The organism is Peribacillus sp. RS7 (genome assembly GCF_041956845.1).
Lineage (GTDB): Bacteria > Bacillota > Bacilli > Bacillales > DSM-1321 > Peribacillus.
This window is the reverse complement of record NZ_CP168135.1, coordinates 909,303-929,081: the sequence shown is the minus strand read 5'-3', so window position 1 is coordinate 929,081 and position 19,779 is coordinate 909,303. Positions and strand designations below refer to the sequence as shown.

Sequence of the window (19,779 nt, the reverse complement as noted above, 5' to 3'; positions counted from 1 at the left end):
GATTGAAGAAATTTGCGACACTCCTGCCGAATTACTGGCTAGCCGAGACCCCACAGGCGCTTGCGCCCGCTTGCGCCGAGGAGGCTTGGCAGGCAGTCGGCGGAAAGGGAGCGGATTTCTGAAATCATCTGAACTTTTTAAATAAAAAACTGCAAGCAAACTGAGTTTTCATCGAGTTTGTCTACAGTTTGAAAGTCCGCCGATAATGGCGGACTTTTTTTATGAAAAGATTCTTCATTTATTTTTTAGGATTATCTTCATGATAAACGGGAAGTGTTACTGAAATCGTTGTTCCCTTATTCAAAATGCTATTTATATGAAGTGAACCATTCATCGTTTGGATGGTCTTAACAGCTACCATAGATCCTAGCCCTGTCCCTTTTTCTTTGGAACTGTAATAAGGTTCGCCAAAACGATTTATTTGTTCTTTGTTCATTCCTATTCCATTGTCACTTATTTCGATAATCATGCCGGAATTATTAATATAGGAAACAATACTAAGTTCCCCGCCATTTGGCATAGCCTCGATACCATTTTTAATCAGGTTTAGGAAGCATTGCTTGAAATGTTGAATATTCCCGCGGGTAGTGCCTGGAGTCAACTGTTCTGATATATTAACTAAATTCATGTTAGCTAAAGGTCTTATCATTTCAATTACATATCCTATTTCACGGTTAATTAAAATAGTATCCACTTTTTCAATTGCAGGTTTGGCAAATGCTAAGTATTCACTAATAATTGATTCTGCACTATCAAGTTCTCTAACAATATGTTTTATATATTGTTCTTTTACTTCTTGAGAAATATCAGAATCCTTTAGCAGTTGAACAAATCCTTTCACAACCGTTAAAGGATTCCTGACTTCATGTGAAATACTAGCTGCAAGCTGACTAACTATCTCCATCTTTTCAAGCCTTACCATTTGTGTACGGATTAAAATTGCATCTTTTAAAATTTCCATGATATATACAGCTAAACCTATAATGAAAGGAGGAAGGATAATAAAGTAAAATACATAGGCATCCGTTATTCGAAAATAATCAGACATAACGAGTGAAATAAAGCTGGTTAGGATTCCTAGAAACAAAATTAATAGTATCGAGCTATTTAGCTTATTTTTTCTATTAAAATTTTTGAATTTGGAAGAAAATAGAGCCGTTATAATAAATATAACGATATAAACAATTAACGTAAGTAAATTGAAACCATAAAAAGCAAACCTAACTGTTAATATTATGACTAACAGGGCAGCCCCTACAGGCCAACCACCATAAAGTGTCCCTATTATAAAAGGAATTTGCCTGAGGTCATGGACACAATATTCATCTATATAAATAGGGAACTTCATACATAATATAATGGGAATGCTCATGCATGCAGTAATAAGGGTCTTGCGATACTGATTTAACCTTTTGCCATGATCTAATAAAATGTAATAAATCAAAATGCTTACTAAAATATAAAAGAGATTATCTAATATATTTTGATTAATATAAATAAAATTCATTGGATTCTCCTGAAAATTACAATTTGGTCTATTATACAAGAATAACACTAAATGGGAGGAATTTAATAAAGTAATTTATTGACAGAAAGATATTTAAATTCAAAAAAGAGTTGTTGCCTCTTAAATAAGGAAAACAAAACTTGCATTATTTTGCCTATATTTAAGAAAAAGTGAATATAATGTAAGTAGAGGTGATTTTCTTTGAAAAAATGGACAAGAGAAATAGAAATAAACGCCCCAATTGAACAGGTTTGGAAATTTCTTGATGGTTCTGTAGAGAATATGCAACGAATCATGCCTCAGGTGGTTGAACAAAAGCCCGTTAAAATAACGGAAGAAGTAGTTGGAAGTGTATATCGCCAAAAATATAGAGAAGGAAAACGAACGGAAGAGTATGATATAGAAACATTAGAATACTTGAATGAAACTAATGAGAAGAAGCTAAAAGTAGGCTTTATACTTGCTAAAATGTTTGAAATTACAGCTCTTTATGAACTAAATAAAATCAATGACAATAAGACTTCCTTTACATATACAGTCACAAGTCGCCCGTTAAAATGGTTTTTAAAAATATTATTATTGTTTGCTACCGATAAAGTGGTAGTTGAATTTTTAGAACGTGTCAAAAAGGTAGCTGAAGCAGAAACAAGTGGATCATGAATTAATTAAGTCAATCTTCCGCATTATAGGGGTCATACAACTTGCCCATGTTGGAGGGTGTGCTTTGAACGTTTCATTCCACTGCAGGCACTCGCTTTCCGCGGGCGGTCCGCCCTCGGCGCTTTTGCGCCTGTGGGGTCTCCATTGGACACGCTTTTCCCGCAGGAGTCTTGCACCTTCCGTTTCAATCAACTCTGCATGAAAACTAAGTTGACACAGCAACACAGATAGAAAAAGAATCCATCTTTTTTTAAGATGGATTTTTTTTTATTTGTTGTAAAATATAGGGTCTGAGGAGGAGTTGTTGACTGGTGCTTACTCCAAATAGGGAGTTGCTTGAAGTTATTTTTCTAAAGTTACGGTATCGGAGTAGGAGTAAAGGCAGGATTAGAAGATGATAAGTAATTCTAAAAAACAGTGGTTAAAACAAAATTAAAATTAGGTGGTGAATTTTGATATTGATGTCTACAAATAAAGAGAATTATAAAAAGGCTTTAAATTTCGGATTATTATTTTATGCGATATTCGTGGGGTTAAGTGGAACAATTTCCTTTGCAGTTCTATTATTTTGGGTTGTCCCAAAAGATCAAATATCAACAATATTAGTACCTTTACTTTTCATAGCTTTATTCTCTATGGTACTTGTGCTTTATCTATACTTATTCGTTCAAAAATCAATAAAAAATGAGTGATTATTAGTTGAAACTTTTACCAATATAAAAGGTAATTGATGGTGGCTAAATTTGATTATATAAAAAATAGTAATCATAGTTTTTTTCTTCAATGCATCTGATATCACACGAGTATATTTGGTTTAATTAATATTATTAAATATTCCATATATGAAAATCCTGAATTCAATTTTGGGATATTTCAATCTGAATTTTTGGTTATTATAGCATTATGATAAAGCTTCTTATACCGCTGCTTATAAGAAATACTAACAGGAAGAAGAGTAATGAAAACGATGGGTAAGAAAAAAGTTCAGTTACTTGCTTCACTATTATTTATAGTTAGTCTTTCTTTGATAGTTTCAGCTTGTTCCGATTCCGAGAAAGATGATGTAAGTGACGTAAGTTCGGAGGATATAAAAAATCTAAAGGTAATGAAATGGATGGTACTTTTGCGGTAGATGTGGATGTTCCACAAGAAACTGTAGGTGATGCGGATTACTTTTTTATCTGCTTTGTTCTATTTAACGATATTCGCCTCCTTTTGAGCAAGGCTCTTCTACCTATAGTTATAATTTTCAAGAAATGTGTGGTTTGAATGAAATGGGTATTTGTGGTTGGTGTGATCGTTTCAGTTCTTTTTATGAGCATTTGGATAAATAATCCATTTACAAAGGGAGTATTCTATGGAAAAAAAATACGGCTTCGCGAATTTATTCCCTCCTAAAAGAATTGAGGAAGTAGCTTATATATTAGAGCTTGATTTAGACGGAATAGAGATTCCTAAAGAAGATGAACGTATAAAATATATACTGGCTGATCCTTATGCTCCAGAAATGAAGCTAATTAAAGGAGTATATTTAATCTATAATAAAACGATACTAGAATTAATCACAGGAAAAATTCATTCTATTAATAGCTATGAATTTAAATACCCTAAGAAAAAGAATAGAAAGATTTCAGATACAGACATAGAATATGCACTGGACATGGCAACAATTGTAGTACTTGCAAGCACAAATAATAAAATACTCACGACCTATTTTATTAGTGGTTCTGCTGAAAAACTAAACAGTATATTAAACTTATGTATTGGCTACTCCAAAGATTTAGAATACGATGAACATAATGCTAGTTTACAAAATTTTAAAAATGATATTGAAATAGTTAGTCAGATGGGATTATTAGAGAAAATACTTGGAAATGATTCTGGCGTAAGTTAAGTAATTAAAGATTTCTAAATAGTTAAACACATCTATTGCCTTACAATCCTAAAACCAACTGTTGTTGGCAGGGGTACGGTTAAAGCTAAAACATTTGGTAAGTATTCTACAGCAATTGATGATAAAGTAAACGTGATTGAAAAAGTTAGCAGTGGAGCTGTATGTAGCAATGGAAGAAAATCATGCGTCTGTAGTGCCGACCACCATGAGCAGTGCCGTACCATTCGCCGATAAATAAAGACCTTTGTAAAAACCAGCCGCCGAGACTTGGTGAACATCACCATTCTTTGCGGCTATTTTAATGATTAACGATCCATCGTTTCTATTTCAATGCCAAATAACCGACGAAGCGACTTAATGAAGTAGTTGGAAAAGAATAGGTCATCATGAGTTCCTTCTGGATTTAACTCAAATAATAGACCGCAACATGTACGAGCTTCTGTTATACCTCAATCTCCATCCCGATGTTCCGTTCTTTCGATTGGCAGTAAACACCTTTTGCCACAGCGAGGTCAAAGTAAGCTGCACCGACTGATTTAAAGAAGGTAATTTCCTCATCATTTTCCCTGCCTGTTTTGATCAGCATTACAAGTTCAAAAAGCTCCCCATGAATATCATTAAACGACCAATTTCCGTGATTGGCTGCATGAATGAGTTCTCCTGCTTCATCCTTCACGCCCGCCAAATCGTCGACGATAATTTTAGCAGCGCGTGAAACCGTGGTATTATCCACTTCTTTCATATACGGCAAATAAGAACCGACCCCGTTAATGTGTGTGCCCGGCTTTAAATCCAGCCCATTAAATACAGGCTCGTTCGAGCGGGTTGCACAGCAAATAATATCTGCTTGACGAACAGCTGTTGAAACATCTTCGCAAACTTCAAAAGGAACGGTTACTCCGAATGCCCGCAGCTTTTCACCGAATTTCTTCGCTTTCTCTGGTGTACGATTTACTAATAAAATACGCTCAATGTCCCTTACGGCTAACACACCAAGTGCTTGTTCAAATCCCATAGCTCCTGTTCCAATAATCGTGAGAACCCTGGCGTCTTTACGAGCAAGAAAGTCTGTGGCAATGCCGCTCAATGCCCCCGTTCTGAGACGTGTTAAATATGAGGCATTCAACAACGCTAAATGTTCGCCATTTTCCGCATCTGACAGCAAGATGACTCCTTGTGTTGTTGCCATTCCCCTTGAAGGATTCTTTGGAAAAATGGTAACAACTTTGACCGCCGAAACTTCTTCAGATAAATCAGCGCTTGGCATGTAAAGTGCCGATGCCTCGTGTTGAGGGAAAGCAAGAACTGTGCGATGAGGGTTGTCTATTTTTCTAGCACCATGTGCACGTAATACGGCCTTTACATCCGAAATTGCGTCCTTCATTCCATATGATTGTTGAATTTCCTTTTCACTTATAACCAACATTCAATTGTCCTCCTTGAAGTAAAAAACCATAGGTTACATGGCGCTACTATTATGCGTTTCGTCTAATTTCTGATTGCTGCGATCCTTAACTGCCCAAATCGCCGCTAGGGAAAGGACAGATGCAAAAATAATATAAATGGCGACAGGAACATAGGAGTTATTAAACCTATTAAGTAAAGCAGTTGCAACTAGCGGCGCTGTTCCTCCTGCCAGAGCTGCCCCGATTTGATATCCAAGCGTGATGCCGGTATAACGAATCCTTGCATCGAAAATTTCCGAGAACATCGTTCCAAGAACAGCTGTGATTGGAGCCCAAATAACCCCTAAACCTATCACTGTTGCAATGATTAATAGGAGTACCGATTTTTGCTGCAGCAACCAGAAGTATGGGAATGCAAACAGTGCCATCCCAATCGTTCCGGCTATAAACAGCTTTTTGCGGCCAATTTTATCGGATAACATCCCCATGAATGGTATTAAAATTGTCGTTATAATTGTTGCAATCATGACTGCAGTCAAGGTAGCTGTCCGTGAGAAACCGAGATTCGAAGTAGCATATGATACGACAAATGTGCTGAAAATATAAAATGGCGCTGTTTCTACCACTTTGGCTCCCACGGCGATAATCACTTCACGCCAATAATTCTTAAGAGTTTCTACAATCGGTAGCTTTGGAACTTCTCCGGATTCCTTTACTTTTTTGAAAGACGGTGTTTCATCGATTCCTTTACGAATCCATAGGCCAAAAAACACAAGCAAAGCACTAAAAATAAATGGTAAACGCCATCCCCAAGTCATGAATGCGCTTTCAGGAAGCAGTGTCATAATAGATAAGGCAATGGTTCCAAGCAGCATTCCTATTGTAACACCCATCTGGGGAATAGCTCCGAACAAGCCCCGTTTTTCAGCGGGAGCATATTCAACGGCCAATAAAAGCGCGCCTCCCCATTCACCGCCAATTCCTAGACCTTGAACTAAGCGCAACGTGATTAATAAAATCGGCGCCCAAATACCAACGGCTTGATACGTAGGAAGAAGCCCCATCCCAAATGTTGCGACCCCCATTAAACTTAGTGTTATAACAAGTGTTTTCTTTCTCCCGATACGATCGCCAATATGACTAAAGATCACTCCGCCAAAAGGGCGGATGAAGAATGCTAACGCAAAGGATGCATAGGAAAGCAACAGCCCTATTGTCGGATCCTCATTCACGAAGAATAGCTGGTTAAACACGAGAGCTGCAACGGTCCCATATAAAAAATAGTCAAACCACTCAATCGAACTTCCGACTAAACTCGCGATTAATATTCGCCGCATTTGTTTCTTTTCCATCATGAGTCACCCCTTTAAAATTGAAGTATCACTTCAATTTATTTTATTTTCTTTATTTTAAATAATTAGAAATTTTCTGTCAATATTTTTTTAATAAGTTATTAATGACGGAGCATTCATCAAATTTTGTCTGTATAATGAAGCTAGATACTATGTAAAAAAGGGGGCATCTGTATGCCTTTTGATTCAATCGGAAAAAAACTCAAATTATTGAGGAAAGAGCGAAAACTAACATTAAAGAGTCTGGCTGAACAAACAGGCGTTTCGATCAGCTTTTTATCACAAGTAGAACGGGGAAAATCAAGCGTCACATTAGAGTCATTAAAAAAAATCGCTGATACATTAGATGTCAATCCAAGTTTCTTTTTTTCTGAGGACCGCTCCCAAGAAAATTCAGATTATAATCATGAACAATTTCATTATCAGAATTTATCCAGCGGCATTCGTGATGCTGTTTTTTCGCCTATTCTAGTCACGTTAAAGCCAGGGGAAAATAAAGGAAGCGCTTTTTCTCATAGCGGACATGAATTTTTATTCATTATCGAAGGGAAGTTAACAGTGGAAATAGAGGGAGAAAGAATAGAACTCCATGAACAGCATTCGTTCATGTTCGATGCTAGAAAAGCCCATTACTGGTTTAACTTCTCGGATCAAATTGTCCGGTTTTTGGTGGTGTCGTCGAAATAACGTCACGGTATATAAATGGAAGAAAAAGCGTATAATTCAGGCAGCGTAAATCGCAATTGTCCGCTTGGTTTTTAGAGGTAAGCACCTAGTTTTTTTAAAAAAAGAAGTATCAAAGAACAACTAACTTTCTTGATACTTCTTTCTTCAATTTTATTTGAAGGATTAACTGTAATCCCTTTTATTAGGACATGGAAAGATTTTGTTCTATAGAGGTACCCTAGGAAGCATACCAAGGCGTTCTTAGCTTTCTCTTATGCTGCTTTCTTTTGTTTTTGGTCTAAGCGATGACTTAGGAAAGTTAGAAGACTTGCACAGATAGCAACCAGCCCACCGACCCATGTCACACTCATCAAATTTCCCTGATGGTAAACAATTCCGCCTAATGCGGAACCAAAGGCGATACCGACATTGCTTGCTACTGGCATCAGTGAAGCAGCTAGTCCTGTAGCTTTTGGTTGATAGATACCGGCAAGGTCTATCAAATAAAGCTGGGTGGATGTTGTTAAGAGGATGGCCATTAACGACATCAGGCCAATGTTAACCAATCCAAAGATAAAATTATTTGTCGTCCAATATAAACTGATCAGAACAATTGCTTGCACGAGGAAAACAAACCGGAGGCGTCCGATAGCATTGTAGCTGGCAATTTTACCCGCGAGTATGTTGCTGAAAATGGAAATAAATCCGTAGCCAAACAAAATCAAACTGATTGAACTACTTGGTGCTTCCATAACTTTCAGGATTGGAACGAGATACGTATAAACAGCATACGTCGCTCCAAATCCAAGAGATGGAATGAAAAAAGCCATTAAAATTCGTGGGTGTGTTAACAAAGAAAATTGATCACGCATCGAACTCCGAATTGGACTGTGCATAGTAGGCAAAATGAAGAAAGATGCCAAAAACGCAATAGCTCCGAGAAAAGTCGTTAACAGGAAGGTTGCATTCCAGTTGTACCATTCAGCGATGACAGTGCCTATTGGTACTCCAATCACGTTTGCAAGAGTAAAGCCACCGAAAACGAATGATATAGCAAGTCCGCGTTTAGGGATCGGTATGGTTTCACTTGCAACAACCATGGCAAGAGAAATTAAAACCCCTGTTACAATCGCAGTCAGCATCCGAAGTGCAAGGAGCATGATGTAGCTCGTCGAAATCACGCACAAAGCATTCAGGATGATGAACGAACCTATCAAAAACAACATCCATTTACGCTTTGGAAAATGACTCGTTGCCGACATCACGAGTGGTGTGGCAATGGCAAACGTAATCGCAAACGCAGAAACGAGTGTGCCTGCTTTTGCATTTGTGATATAGAGACTCGAGGAAATATCGGTTAAGATCCCGATGATAACAAATTCGCTTGTCCCGAGAACAAATGTTAATAAAGTAAGTGTTAAGATAAGTAACCAATGACGCTTGGATAATTCTGTGGCGTGCATAAATACCTCTTTTCTTAGATGAATGTAAATGTGACACAGGGTAGATAAACAATTTAACTATCATACCACAAAACATTTTTACGAGGAAAACCCTTGCTTAGTTATCGGTTATTTCTTGCTAAAAAACTTGTAGCTGAATCATTCATTAATTTTACCGTAACCTTTATATACGGATTAATAAGGAAAAGCATAAGGGTAACAAGATGGTATGGAAAAAGCTATTTAAATAACAGGTTAACAAAAACATGTTGGCAGTGGGCCTATCAACCTGCTCTGGGCGCTTTTTACTCAACCAAAGCTTTTTATCGTATGTGGGCATCAAGTCCTTCCATTTGGTGGAACGATCATGAGGTTCTGCTGCATGCTGATTGCGATCATTGTATCGATCAATGGCTTTTGATCACTGTTGGAAGTGAGGAAGGGTTTATTGTAGAGGATGCAAAGTTCTATATGCCATGCTGAATAGACAATCATTAAAGGAATTAGCGTTGAGCTGTATGTAGCGATGGATGAAAATCATGCTTCTGTAGTGCCGACCATTATAGTAGGGCCTTTCAATTCGCCCCAATAGATAAAGATCTTTGAAAAAAGCAGCCCCCAAGACTGGAGGAAAATCACCAGTCTTGGGGGCTATTGTGATGCAATCGATTAAGGCTAATTAACGATCCAGCGTTTCGGTTTTATCATTTCCCGCCAGAAGACTCCCTCTTCAAGCGTGTGAAGGGCGAGAGCCCAACGGTAAGGGGGAGATGAATGGCGGTTGGCATAAGCCAAAGTATCCTTGTTGACAAACATATGTTCCTTGGGTAATGATAACTATAAGGGGGTGAAACCAATGGTCGTAAACAAAGCTTTTAAATTTCGAATCTACCCAACGAAAGAACAAATAGTTCTAATCAATAAAACGATCGGCTGCTCCCGTTTTGTCTATAACTTCTTTTTGGGCAAACAAAATGAGAAAGATGCCTACTGGTATGTCTGTGAAGAAATGAAGCAGAACGGCCAATTACCCTTTAATGAATGGAAAGGTTGCTTTCTGAATAAATACGCAACAATCAAAGAACTTCCAGCTTTAAAGAAAGAGTATTCTTTCCTGAAAGAAGTAGACAGTATAGCCTTACAGAAATCGGTGGAAAATTTAGCAGATTCCTATAGTCGATATTATAAAAAGCAAAACAAGTCACCACGCTTCAAATCGAAAAAGAACCCGGTCCAATCCTACACGACTAAACATACGAATGGAAATATCGGAATGATTGGAAACAAAATCAAATTGCCCAAACTCGGTTTCGTTCGTTTTGCTAAAAGCCGTGAAGTCGAAGGACGAATAATCAATGCCACAATCAGGCGAAACCCTTCGGGTAAATATTTCATTTCCGTTTTAGCCGAAACCAATGTACAAGTACTTCCTAAAACGAATCGTTCGTGCGGTGTAGATGTTGGTTTGAAGAACTTTGCGATTCTTTCAGATGGTACGGTCTATACAAACCCAAAATTCTTCCGGACGGTCGAAAAGAAATTGGCCAAAGCACAACGGATTCTTTCAAGGCGACAAGAAATAGCCTTGAATCAAAATAAATCGTTGGCTGAAGCCAAAAACTATCAAAAACAAAAAAGAAAAGTGGCTATCCAACACGAAAAAATTTCAAATGCCCGTATGGATTACTTACATAAACTTTCTACCGAAATCATCAAAAACCACGATGTTATTGGAATGGAAGACTTGCAAGTGTCCAATATGATGAAAAATCACAAACTTGCTAAAGCAATTAGTGAAGTATCTTGGTACCAATTCAAAAAAATGTTGGAATACAAAGCAAAATGGTATGGTAAACAAATCGTGACCGTATCTAAAACGTTTGCTTCTAGTCAATTGTGTTCTAGCTGCGGTTACCAAAATAAAGAGGTTAAACATCTGAATCTTCGTGAGTGGGATTGTCCTTTTTGTTCTACGCACCACGATCGAGATAATAACGCAGGACTCAACTTAATGAATGAAGCCATAAGGCTTCTAACCGTAGGAACTACGGGGTTAGCCTAATTAAAAATTGGCCGATAGGCTAATGTTCTTAGGAATCCCCCACTTCAATCAGACTGTAAGGTCGATAATTGGTGGGTAGTTCAATTTCTATGCCAAATAACCAACGAAGTGACTGAATGAAGTAGTTAGAAAAGAATAGGTCATCATGAGTTCCTTCTGGATCTGACGCAAATAATAGATTAGATTCCGAATAGCCTTCCTTGATAAATTCAAGGTGGGCTTTCTTCGTGTAGTCAACCATATGTTTTTGTATCGTTTCTTTATAAATTCCCTCTAATTCCCCGACATATAAATAGAGCTGATGATTTTGACGACTCACAGTTGGTTTGATATGGATATTTCCTTGCCGTTCAATCTTTTCCCCTTGAAGATAGCGAAGAACATCCTCGTACCAAAAGGAAGCGGATAATGAAATATATTGATGGAACACCTCTGGATAATAATAGGAGGCGAAAATCGAAACAAGTCCTCCAAGTGAGCAGCCGGAAATAGATGTATGTGAAGGTTCAGGATTCGTAGCATAATGGGCATCTATATATGGCTTTATTTCGGTTACAACAGTATGTAAATAAATCTGCGCTTGTCCTTCAAAGGTAGAAGCATGTGGTGCAAGTGATGGTGCTTCCCACGGCGTATAGTCATTGTTGCGATCAATTGGTTCAATTCCAATAACGATAAGTGGTTCAATTTGACCTGAAAGTATTAAATGATCGATATAGTTTGCAGCTTGCATGGCAGTTTCCCCACCATCATGCATATAGATCGTTCGGTATTTCTTGGATTGATCGTAACTTGAGGGTAAGATGACACATACCTCATAGTTGGCAATTTTCTCATCAAGGTATTGAATCATGTATTTTCCTCCACGTCCTTTAGAATATTCGTATTTTTGTGATAATGATAACCATTATCATTTATAATTATAATACACCCTCTATTAGTTTAAAATGAATAATCCGATTAATAGAGTGAAAACTCAAAAAAATCCAGTCATAAAGGATGATAATTATGAAATAATCACTCATATCTAAGAATGGTATATAAAAAGCCAATAGAAAGAGGGAGCCTAATAGGGTTGGAAGTCTTTAACTGTTAATTTGTGTCTTTGCATTTGGTCCTCATTAGTTGATAAAATGTTTCTCAGTTGTGTTTCTTTGATGAAACTATAATGAGGAGCGATATGCTTACCTTTCAACAAATAGAAAGTGGGATTTTATGATAAACCTGCATCAAGTGAGTAAAAAATTTTCACAGTTTCAGGCAATTAAGTCTGTTACTTTAACAATACCTAAAGGTGAAATTCATGGAATAATCGGAGCAAGTGGAGCAGGGAAATCAACGTTGCTGCGGCTAATGAATTTGTTGGAGACCCCAGATGCGGGCGAAGTGGAGGTAAACGGCCAAAGGTTGACAACATTGAACAATAAAGCACTTCGAGGGGCACGGAAGTCGATTGGCATGATCTTTCAGCATTTTAATCTTGTGGCAAATAAAACGGTTTATGACAATGTGGCAGCCTCTTTAGAGCTGGCAAATTATCCAAAGAAAGAACGTCGGAGCCGTGTTGTAGAGTGTCTTCAATTTGTCGGATTGGAGAAGGAGATGGAGAGATATCCTGCACAATTAAGTGGGGGACAAAAGCAACGTGTTGCCATAGCAAGGGCATTGGCAAATAACCCGCAAGTGTTGTTATGTGATGAACCGACCTCTTCCCTTGATTCAAATACAACGGCTGAAATATTAGACGTGCTAGAGAACATAAACAAACGCTTCGGTGTGACGATTGTCATTGTTAGTCATGAGCTGGATGTCATTAAAAGTATATGCAATCGTGTTACTATCATGGCAGATGGAGAGATTTATGACACTGTCTTAATCGAACCAACCGGGATTCAAAAAAGGGATAATCGTCCAGAATACTTTATCGAACAATTAGCAGAGAATGGTGGGCTAGGTCATGCCTGAGATTTTAGTTCAATATGAGGCAGAAATTTGGCAGTCAATTGGAGAAACCATTACCATGGTTGGTGTGTCCATTTTAGCTGCGATTTTGATTGGATTGCCTGTCGGGACCTTGCTATTTCTTTGTAGGAAGGGTCATTTGCTTGAAAATCCGTGGGCTTTCTCGATTTTAAATTTACTTGTGAATATTATTCGTTCATTCCCATTTTTGTTATTGGTTGTTTTTTTAATCCCGTTTACCAGACTCATAATCGGCACAGCCATTGGTACAGCATCTGCTTGCGTTCCATTAGCGATCATTGCCATTGCCCATTATTCGCGATTGGTCGAGCAATCTTTATTGGATGTGCCAAAGGGTGTGATCGAGGCAGCCATTTCCATGGGGGCTTCTGTAAAGGATGTCATATTCAAATTTCTTTACGTGGAGGCTCGTTCAGGGCTTGTCCTCGGACTAACAACATCGATTATCAGCTTTATTTCCTATTCAACGATCATGGGAGTGGTCGGAGGCGGCGGTATCGGCGATTTTGCCATCAGGTATGGCTATCAGCAGTTTAAAACAGAGCTAATGATTTATATGATTATCATTATGATTATTCTAGTACAGCTTATCCAATTTATTGGCACAGCTGTAGCCAGAATGATTGATAAAAGATAAATAATGGAGGGAAACATCATGAAAAAAATACTCTTTCTCATGACAGCAATCATGTTGCTTTTAGTAGGATGTGGAAAGGCGAATGAAGTAAAAGAGAAAGAAAATGCGCAGAACCAGGAGAAGGAAGAGGTAACATTGAAGTGGCCTCACTCATTCCCCCAATGACGGAAATTCTTGAGCTTGTTAAACCAAAGTTGGCAGAGGAGGGCATTAACCTGGAAATGGTTGTATTAAGTGATAATGTGCAGCCTAACACCGCACTTGCGGCAGGAGAAGTGGATGTGAACTTCTTCCAACACGTTCCGTATATGGAGGAATTCAATCGAAACAAAAATGCCGAGCTTGTACCAGTGAAACCAATTTATTTTGCCAATTATGGTGTGTATTCAAAAGAATACGATTCAATCGATCAATTGCCAGAGGGTGCCGTTATTGCCATTGCAAATGATGTGTCGAATATTGATCGTTCATTGGCATTGCTAGCACAGCATAAAGTTATTACTTTAAAGGAAAAAAAGGGTCCATACTATACAATGTCTGATATTACCGAAAACCCTAAAAACTATCAGTTTAAAGAAGTGGATTTATTAATGCTAGCGAGAACGTATGATGAAGCAGATGCGATAGTGATAACACCTGCTTACGCTGCACCGCTTGGTTTGACACCAAAAAATGACGCTCTTCTCACAGAAGGTGTTGAAAATGACTTTGCGATTACATTAGTAGCACGTAAGGATAACGTGGATTCTGAGCCAGTCCAAAAGCTGGCCAAGGCTATGACAAGCCCAGAGGTACGCAAATTTTTAGAAGAGAAATATAGTGAAACTGCCATACCGGCATTTTAATTTTGATACAAAGAAAGGGCTATTCCTAGAGGAATAGCCCTTATTTACGTATCAGTTTAACTTTGTGATCACCCATCGTCTAACTACTATTAAAAAATACTGTCCAGCTTGCCAATTTTGTGGCTCCTGGACAGCCTATTTTTGTTCAATATTACAAAGCTTAAAGTAATACAAATCTATTAGCCCCCATACCGTAATGACCGATACATCACGAGTAAAGCTACTTACTAACCTGGACAACTGAAGAACTCGCATTGAGGTCAGTAAAATTGTTTTTGAAAAACAAATGTTTAATGACCCTTCCATGGGAACGTGCCCATTATATGTAAATATATTAATCTTCAACCCTTGGTACTTTTAGTGTCAGGGGTTTTTAATTTGCGGGGAAAAAGGTATCACAAAGAGGTGGTTCACAGCTTTTTTACCTATCTAATATGTGAGTGGACGGAAAGAAGGGAAATATTCCATATGTGGAAATCCTGAATTCATTTTTGGGATCAATCAATCCTAGTTTTTTGTTAATGTTCTATTATAGGAAAAAACAAAAAAGGAGAAGAAAATGAAAAAACGAGCTAGAACCTGTACTAAAGCTTATATTACTGCTCATTGGGCTTTGGGTCCGTCTAGTATGACAGGTCTTTCTCAAGCAAAAATTATGTTGGATATGTGGAGTGAAGTGACGGCTGATGCTGATTTCAAGAAGTATATTAGTAGCTCAAAGGTAGGTAGAATTAAAGACCAGTTTATATGTCATGCAGCTAATCCTCTTACTATTTATAAAAGTTCTTGGAATTTAGAACCGTGGCGACCTGATAAAACTTTGGCTGGTACTTATATTAATATTTGTAATCCAGAATAAGTTATGGTCAGAAGGGGGTATAAGATGCTAATTGAAAGTATGAGTGACTATTTTTATGAGCCATTTTACATACCGATTTTATTGCTGCTGCTTGGATTGTTATATTTAGGTATTTTAGTATATAGTTTTACAATAATTAAGTTTAATTTCATAGGCTATGGTTTAATAGGTATATCTATAATAACGTATCTTCTTGTTGGCTTGTATTTGACCGGAAAAGGATATTATTCAGACGGACACGCTCCAGATCTATTTCTTTTTGGAAGTATGGGTTTTTTAGAGCTTACTTTATTAACTTATCCTTATATATTTCTTACTTTGGCGGTGGTTCTTGGTAAAAAAGGCGAGTAACTCAGGGGAGAAATCAAAGCTTTATCTGGGGTTTAATAGAAAATAAACATCTAGAATTAACCATAATCTGGTCAGAGGAAAATTAATTTAGTTTTGGATTGAGGGCGCTTATAAGCGCCCTTTTGTGTTTTTAGTGGTATTGGAACAAAAGAGCCACTTATCTTGTTAATTCTTGAATAAATCTAGAAACTCTTCTAAAATATATTTAGTCCATAATTTTACAGTGAATAAAAATATTACATAAGTAATCTCTAAGTTTTTATAAGACAAGTAGTTGAAAGGACTTTCCATTATGTCGATGATTTACGAATCTCAAACACTAGTTTCTGCCATGCAAACGCGTGTCGGACAATATAAAGATCTAAAGGAACAGCTCACGGAATTAAAAAAAGGATTTGAGAGTATCGTTAATTTGGATGATGAGCTACAGGGTCAAGGTGCAGAGGCCATTAAAGGGTTTTACAAAGCACAGATCGATGTCGTGGATTCTTGGCTGCGCCTGATCAATCGGCATGTTGCCTTTTTAAGTGGAATTCAAGGAGATACAATCGAAGCGAACCTTAGTGAAACCGTGGTTACAGTTCCTTTTTTAGAGGAAGAGCTGGAAAACGCCAATCGAAATTCCAAGGAAATGGTCACAGCCCAGAAAAATGATCTGAAAAAAATATTTTCCGGAATTGATGATATCATTCAGTTAGAGCCTTTCTCTGATGATGCGTTCTTTGAGAATATCGAGAAAGCTGAAAGGAAACGGAACCAAACGATAGACAAAGTAAACGAAATCGATCATAAGTGGACGGCTGAATATGCTAAATCCGAAGCGGACCAAGCGGCAGTGACGGCACTCATGGAGCAATTGAAAATATCCAGTACAAGGGGAGGAGAAGTATCCCCGCTCTATTTTAATGCAACAGCTTATAAAAATAGTGAAGCCTATAAAAACCTAGAAGTAAGGAAAAAAGAAACCGCCGAATATCTGAAGGTTAAGCAAGAGGAAGCGGAGAATCGCCGGATCAAAGACTTGAAGGCACAACTCGATCATGTAACAGATCCAGATGAGTTTCTCAAAATCGCCAAGCAGATCGGGTATGAAAACTTAGCACCCACCCAGCAGCAATATGTCATGCAGCTAGAAGCGGCTAAGCAAACCGCAGACATTACAAAAGGAAATGGCGTAGGCCTGTATGATGTAGGGAAAGACTTTGTGACCGGAGTTTGGGACTTTGTCACAGATCCTGGGGAAACAGTTGAAGGTGTAGCAAATTCAATCATGCACCCGATAAAAACCTATAAATATATATCCAAATCCATCTCGGACTCATATGAACGGGATATGGTAAATGGCGATGCCTATTCGCGGGCACATTGGGTATCCTATGCCCTCGGAACAGTCGTCACATCAGTAGTAGGAACAAAAGGAGCGGGTGCTGTAGCGAAGACTGGGGCAGCCACTACAAAAGCGGCTGCAGTAAAAGGCGTATCGAAGGCAAAAGAACTGGCCACTATCCCTAACCTATTGCCATACAATCCTAAAAACCAACTGTCGTTGGCAGGGGGAGTACCTTATAATGTGGTAAATGGTGTTGGGTTGAAAGATCAGCTTATATCTAAGGCCCAAAAAGTTTCAGATCCAACAAGAAAACCATTTACAGGGAAAAATATATCACTACCTTGGTTGAATAATGAAAAATATAATGCTGTTGAAGTACAAGGGAAAGTTAAAGCTAAAGGTAAGATAAAAGATATAGACCGAAGAGTGTATCAAATCAAGGATTTAGATATAAATAAATTAGATCCGGTAACAAATGAAACCAATTTGCAAAGAATGAAGAGTGGGCGTGCTCCGTATGCAAATGATGGAACTAAAATTAATTTACATCATTTAATTCAAGAAGAACCTGGTACTATGTTAGAGATACCAGAGAGTCTACATAAACAGTATAGTAAAGTAATACATGGATTGAAAAATAATGGAGAAAGTTTTAGAAATATTCCTGAGCTTGAAAGTCAATATAAAGCATTCCATAGAAAGTATTGGAAGTGGAGAGGAAAGCAATACGAAACTCAAGACTAGAAGGTGAATTAGTTGAGGTATTCTGAGTTACAAGAATTTATTAAGGGAAATCGTCAAGATGCTTATTTTACAGGTGGAGTAAGTGATGAAAAAGTAAAAGAAACTGAAATTAAACTACAAGTCCCACTTCCGGATAGTTACAAATGGTTTTTAAGAAACTATGGTTATGGTGGTATTTTTGGTGTAGAAATAATTGGGTATGGTTTAACTGGTCCAGCAGTAGTAGATGCCACTAAAGATTATCAGAAGTATTATAAATTAATTGATGGGATAGTTGTTATAGAAAATGTTGATGAATTTGCCTATTGTCTCGATACTAATAAAATGAAGAATGGTGAATGCCCAGTTATTATGTGGGATAATCAAGAAGGCTATGGTCGAAAGGTAGCTGATAATTTCCTAGACTATTTAATCGAAAGTCTTGAAGAGGCTAAAGATAATTGGGATGAAGATGAAGAAGATTGGTAAAAGCTGAGGGTAATAGTTATATTGCTTTGTTATAAAGTAAGAAATATTTATTTTTATATAAAGAAGAAGTGGATAGAGCCTTTCGAAAATCAAAGGGACTATCCATTTTTTGTCCATTTAGAGTTATGTACTTCCATATCCGAATTAAGGAACAAAACAGCTTATTAGATAAACAATTCAACAACTTCAGAAAGAAGTACTATAAATGGTCTTCTAATAATCTAGAGTGAGGTGTTTAATCTTGAATAATAAATATTAGAATTCATAAACCAATATACGGAAAAAGGAGCCTTTATTGGAGAAGTTTCTGATGATAACATAGCAAGGGTAGAGAAAATACTGGAAGTGAATTTCCCACCAGAATATAAAGAATTTGTTAAAAAATTTGGTTCCGGAGGGATTTGTGGAGTTGACGTACTTGGTGTTGAAGGAGCAGACTACGCATCTGTAGTTGAAAGTACAAAGCGTTATAGAAAGTTAGGTTTACCAAAAAAATATGTTGTTATAGAGAATGTTGATGAGTTTGTTTATTGTTTAAGCACAATAGATGAACATAATGTAGTGCGATGGGATGATATAAGCAAAAAAGAATTAAATAGATATTCATCTTTTAATCAATTTTTACAAGATAGCTTTCAAGAGGCAATTGATAACTGGGATTAATGGTTGTATCATCATGGAGTTGTATGACGAAACTTAGTTATGAAAATAAGAATTGAAGATGACATTTAAACTTACCAAGTATAGTTAGAGGGAAAAAAACAACTAACGAAATTAAACAAGCGAGTTGGCTTTAACATAAAATTTTTGTGATTAACAAGCAAGAGCTGGATATAGCTTGAAGTATCAAGAAGATGCGCTTCTTCCCCAAAAAGTGAAACCGTGTCGAATTATTAAAAGCTATTAATGAAACTTATCAATCTAGAGAATAAATAGGTCAAATAAATATAGGGGTATCACTTCATTTGATATTAAAGTAGAAATGTACTTGAATAAAGATGAATCAATAGAAACGGCATATCCATTATATATAAATGGTCTAAAAGGGGATAAAAGCGTATGAAATATTCATATGAATTTAAAAGAAACCCATTAGGATATCTAAGAGTAATCCTACCAAAAGAAATTAACCTTTTCTCAGACTTCATTGAAGATATTGTATTTGAAACAGAAGTGGATGAGTATATTGATATTGTTGAGAAAGTAATGGAAGGTGAATACGATGAATTTGAAATAGAAGGGAATGCTACCAGTGTCTTGATAAAAAAAGATACAACGGTTCTTCACCACTTTTATATCTTCGATAAGCCAAATGAGAATGAAATGGAAACTGAACAATTTAAAGAACTTATGCTAATATGGAGAAAAAAAATTCCAGAAAGATACAAAGAACCTGAGAATTAAGTTATATAGATCTAGATAGAGTAATGGGATATCCAAAATTTAAAGAAGAGTTGATACAACCATGAAAAGTTGGTTCTATCAACTTTTTAATTTTGAAGAAAAATAATAAATCTTTATGTAATCCCATTTCCTCTAAAGTCCAAAAATAAGGAAGGAAAAAGCTCATAAA

19 protein-coding genes and 1 pseudogene are annotated in these 19,779 nt (G+C 37.1%); 15 read left to right on the top strand and 5 right to left on the bottom strand.

From position 1 onward, the window contains the following. Positions 1–238: 238 nt before the first annotated feature. Positions 239–1,507 (bottom strand): ATP-binding protein, encoded by a 1,269-nt coding sequence (locus ACDZ29_RS04810; protein ID WP_375090125.1) that lies wholly within the window; start codon positions 1,505–1,507, stop codon positions 239–241. Between the two features lie 201 nt (positions 1,508–1,708). Between ACDZ29_RS04810 and ACDZ29_RS04805 the strand changes: the two genes are divergently transcribed. The 3 genes from ACDZ29_RS04805 to ACDZ29_RS04795 all read left to right on the top strand — a co-directional run bounded on the left by ACDZ29_RS04805 (position 1,709) and on the right by ACDZ29_RS04795 (position 4,061). Continuing rightward, positions 1,709–2,167 (top strand): SRPBCC family protein, encoded by a 459-nt coding sequence (locus ACDZ29_RS04805; protein ID WP_289326308.1) that lies wholly within the window; start codon positions 1,709–1,711, stop codon positions 2,165–2,167. Between the two features lie 958 nt (positions 2,168–3,125). Then, positions 3,126–3,299, top strand: coding sequence for a hypothetical protein (locus tag ACDZ29_RS04800; protein ID WP_375090123.1), 174 nt, complete (start codon positions 3,126–3,128; stop codon positions 3,297–3,299). A gap of 225 nt (positions 3,300–3,524) precedes the next feature. Then, positions 3,525–4,061, top strand: coding sequence for a hypothetical protein (locus ACDZ29_RS04795; RefSeq protein ID WP_375090122.1), 537 nt, complete (start codon positions 3,525–3,527; stop codon positions 4,059–4,061). Positions 4,062–4,503: 442 nt separating this feature from the next. On the opposite strand, the gene ACDZ29_RS04790 is transcribed toward ACDZ29_RS04795, so the two are convergent. Together ACDZ29_RS04790 and ACDZ29_RS04785 are read right to left on the bottom strand one after the other, a co-directional pair. Next, the gene (locus ACDZ29_RS04790; RefSeq protein WP_375090120.1) at positions 4,504–5,487 is read right to left on the bottom strand and encodes an ornithine cyclodeaminase family protein; all 984 of its coding nucleotides are present in this window, start codon (positions 5,485–5,487) and stop codon (positions 4,504–4,506) included. A 33-nt stretch (positions 5,488–5,520) separates the two neighbouring features. Continuing rightward, a complete protein-coding gene (locus ACDZ29_RS04785) occupies positions 5,521–6,819 on the bottom strand; it encodes an MFS transporter (RefSeq protein WP_289326304.1) in 1,299 nt (432 codons plus the stop codon). Between the two features lie 174 nt (positions 6,820–6,993). Here ACDZ29_RS04785 and ACDZ29_RS04780 point away from each other — a divergent pair, with 174 nt between their 5' ends. Next, positions 6,994–7,506 carry a helix-turn-helix domain-containing protein gene (locus ACDZ29_RS04780; RefSeq protein WP_289315065.1) on the top strand — a complete coding sequence of 171 codons (513 nt, stop codon included), beginning with the start codon at positions 6,994–6,996 and terminating at the stop codon, positions 7,504–7,506. 251 nt (positions 7,507–7,757) lie between these two features. On the opposite strand, the gene ACDZ29_RS04775 is transcribed toward ACDZ29_RS04780, so the two are convergent. Beyond that, positions 7,758–8,948 carry an MFS transporter gene (locus ACDZ29_RS04775; RefSeq protein ID WP_375090118.1) on the bottom strand — a complete coding sequence of 397 codons (1,191 nt, stop codon included), beginning with the start codon at positions 8,946–8,948 and terminating at the stop codon, positions 7,758–7,760. A gap of 93 nt (positions 8,949–9,041) precedes the next feature. On the opposite strand from ACDZ29_RS04775, the gene ACDZ29_RS04770 reads away from it, so the two are divergent. Together ACDZ29_RS04770 and tnpB are read left to right on the top strand one after the other, a co-directional pair. Further along, complete coding sequence (locus ACDZ29_RS04770; protein ID WP_375090116.1) at positions 9,042–9,410, top strand: hypothetical protein; 369 nt, start codon at positions 9,042–9,044, stop codon at positions 9,408–9,410. A gap of 373 nt (positions 9,411–9,783) precedes the next feature. Next, positions 9,784–10,989: an IS200/IS605 family element RNA-guided endonuclease TnpB gene (gene tnpB, locus ACDZ29_RS04765; RefSeq protein WP_375090114.1), complete on the top strand. Its 1,206-nt coding sequence runs from the start codon at positions 9,784–9,786 to the stop codon at positions 10,987–10,989. Positions 10,990–11,017: 28 nt separating this feature from the next. On the opposite strand, the gene ACDZ29_RS04760 is transcribed toward tnpB, so the two are convergent. Next, entirely contained in the window at positions 11,018–11,842 is an 825-nt protein-coding gene (locus ACDZ29_RS04760) for an alpha/beta hydrolase (protein WP_375090113.1), read from the bottom strand. Positions 11,843–12,204: 362 nt separating this feature from the next. On the opposite strand from ACDZ29_RS04760, the gene ACDZ29_RS04755 reads away from it, so the two are divergent. From ACDZ29_RS04755 to ACDZ29_RS04715, 9 genes and pseudogenes are all read left to right on the top strand, one after another. Further along, positions 12,205–12,954: a methionine ABC transporter ATP-binding protein gene (locus tag ACDZ29_RS04755; protein ID WP_375090111.1), complete on the top strand. Its 750-nt coding sequence runs from the start codon at positions 12,205–12,207 to the stop codon at positions 12,952–12,954. Continuing rightward, positions 12,947–13,609 carry a methionine ABC transporter permease gene (locus ACDZ29_RS04750; RefSeq protein WP_063235218.1) on the top strand — a complete coding sequence of 221 codons (663 nt, stop codon included), beginning with the start codon at positions 12,947–12,949 and terminating at the stop codon, positions 13,607–13,609. Before ACDZ29_RS04755 ends, ACDZ29_RS04750 begins: the two co-directional genes overlap by 8 nt. An 18-nt stretch (positions 13,610–13,627) precedes the next feature. Further along, a pseudogene (locus tag ACDZ29_RS04745) lies at positions 13,628–14,454 on the top strand (MetQ/NlpA family ABC transporter substrate-binding protein). A gap of 559 nt (positions 14,455–15,013) precedes the next feature. Continuing rightward, positions 15,014–15,313: a DUF2599 domain-containing protein gene (locus tag ACDZ29_RS04740; RefSeq protein WP_289326297.1), complete on the top strand. Its 300-nt coding sequence runs from the start codon at positions 15,014–15,016 to the stop codon at positions 15,311–15,313. Positions 15,314–15,337: 24 nt separating this feature from the next. After that, positions 15,338–15,664 (top strand): hypothetical protein, encoded by a 327-nt coding sequence (locus ACDZ29_RS04735; protein ID WP_375090110.1) that lies wholly within the window; start codon positions 15,338–15,340, stop codon positions 15,662–15,664. Between the two features lie 298 nt (positions 15,665–15,962). Continuing rightward, on the top strand, positions 15,963–17,738 hold the full coding sequence (locus tag ACDZ29_RS04730) for a T7SS effector LXG polymorphic toxin (RefSeq protein ID WP_375090109.1): 1,776 nt from the start codon (positions 15,963–15,965) through the stop codon (positions 17,736–17,738). 12 nt (positions 17,739–17,750) lie between these two features. Next, a complete protein-coding gene (locus ACDZ29_RS04725) occupies positions 17,751–18,206 on the top strand; it encodes an SMI1/KNR4 family protein (protein WP_375090107.1) in 456 nt (151 codons plus the stop codon). 252 nt (positions 18,207–18,458) lie between these two features. Further along, positions 18,459–18,869, top strand: a complete 411-nt coding sequence (locus ACDZ29_RS04720) for an SMI1/KNR4 family protein (protein WP_375091103.1) — start codon at positions 18,459–18,461, stop codon at positions 18,867–18,869. Between the two features lie 396 nt (positions 18,870–19,265). Continuing rightward, complete coding sequence (locus ACDZ29_RS04715; protein WP_375090106.1) at positions 19,266–19,610, top strand: tRNA-Val4; 345 nt, start codon at positions 19,266–19,268, stop codon at positions 19,608–19,610. Positions 19,611–19,779 lie beyond the last annotated feature (169 nt).

Excerpts from the sequence above, each read along its gene's own strand:
- ACDZ29_RS04810 (WP_375090125.1), bottom strand. The coding sequence starts at position 1,507 with ATGAATTTTATTTATATTAATCAAAATATATTAGATAATCTCTTTTAT.
- ACDZ29_RS04800 (WP_375090123.1), top strand. The coding sequence starts at position 3,126 with ATGAAAACGATGGGTAAGAAAAAAGTTCAGTTACTTGCTTCACTATTA.
- ACDZ29_RS04795 (WP_375090122.1), top strand. The coding sequence starts at position 3,525 with ATGGAAAAAAAATACGGCTTCGCGAATTTATTCCCTCCTAAAAGAATT.
- ACDZ29_RS04790 (WP_375090120.1), bottom strand. The coding sequence starts at position 5,487 with ATGTTGGTTATAAGTGAAAAGGAAATTCAACAATCATATGGAATGAAG.
- ACDZ29_RS04785 (WP_289326304.1), bottom strand. The coding sequence starts at position 6,819 with ATGGAAAAGAAACAAATGCGGCGAATATTAATCGCGAGTTTAGTCGGA.
- ACDZ29_RS04780 (WP_289315065.1), top strand. The coding sequence starts at position 6,994 with ATGCCTTTTGATTCAATCGGAAAAAAACTCAAATTATTGAGGAAAGAG.
- ACDZ29_RS04775 (WP_375090118.1), bottom strand. The coding sequence starts at position 8,948 with ATGCACGCCACAGAATTATCCAAGCGTCATTGGTTACTTATCTTAACA.
- tnpB (WP_375090114.1), top strand. The coding sequence starts at position 9,784 with ATGGTCGTAAACAAAGCTTTTAAATTTCGAATCTACCCAACGAAAGAA.
- ACDZ29_RS04760 (WP_375090113.1), bottom strand. The coding sequence starts at position 11,842 with ATGATTCAATACCTTGATGAGAAAATTGCCAACTATGAGGTATGTGTC.
- ACDZ29_RS04755 (WP_375090111.1), top strand. The coding sequence starts at position 12,205 with ATGATAAACCTGCATCAAGTGAGTAAAAAATTTTCACAGTTTCAGGCA.
- ACDZ29_RS04750 (WP_063235218.1), top strand. The coding sequence starts at position 12,947 with ATGCCTGAGATTTTAGTTCAATATGAGGCAGAAATTTGGCAGTCAATT.
- ACDZ29_RS04740 (WP_289326297.1), top strand. The coding sequence starts at position 15,014 with ATGAAAAAACGAGCTAGAACCTGTACTAAAGCTTATATTACTGCTCAT.
- ACDZ29_RS04735 (WP_375090110.1), top strand. The coding sequence starts at position 15,338 with ATGCTAATTGAAAGTATGAGTGACTATTTTTATGAGCCATTTTACATA.
- ACDZ29_RS04730 (WP_375090109.1), top strand. The coding sequence starts at position 15,963 with ATGATTTACGAATCTCAAACACTAGTTTCTGCCATGCAAACGCGTGTC.
- ACDZ29_RS04715 (WP_375090106.1), top strand. The coding sequence starts at position 19,266 with ATGAAATATTCATATGAATTTAAAAGAAACCCATTAGGATATCTAAGA.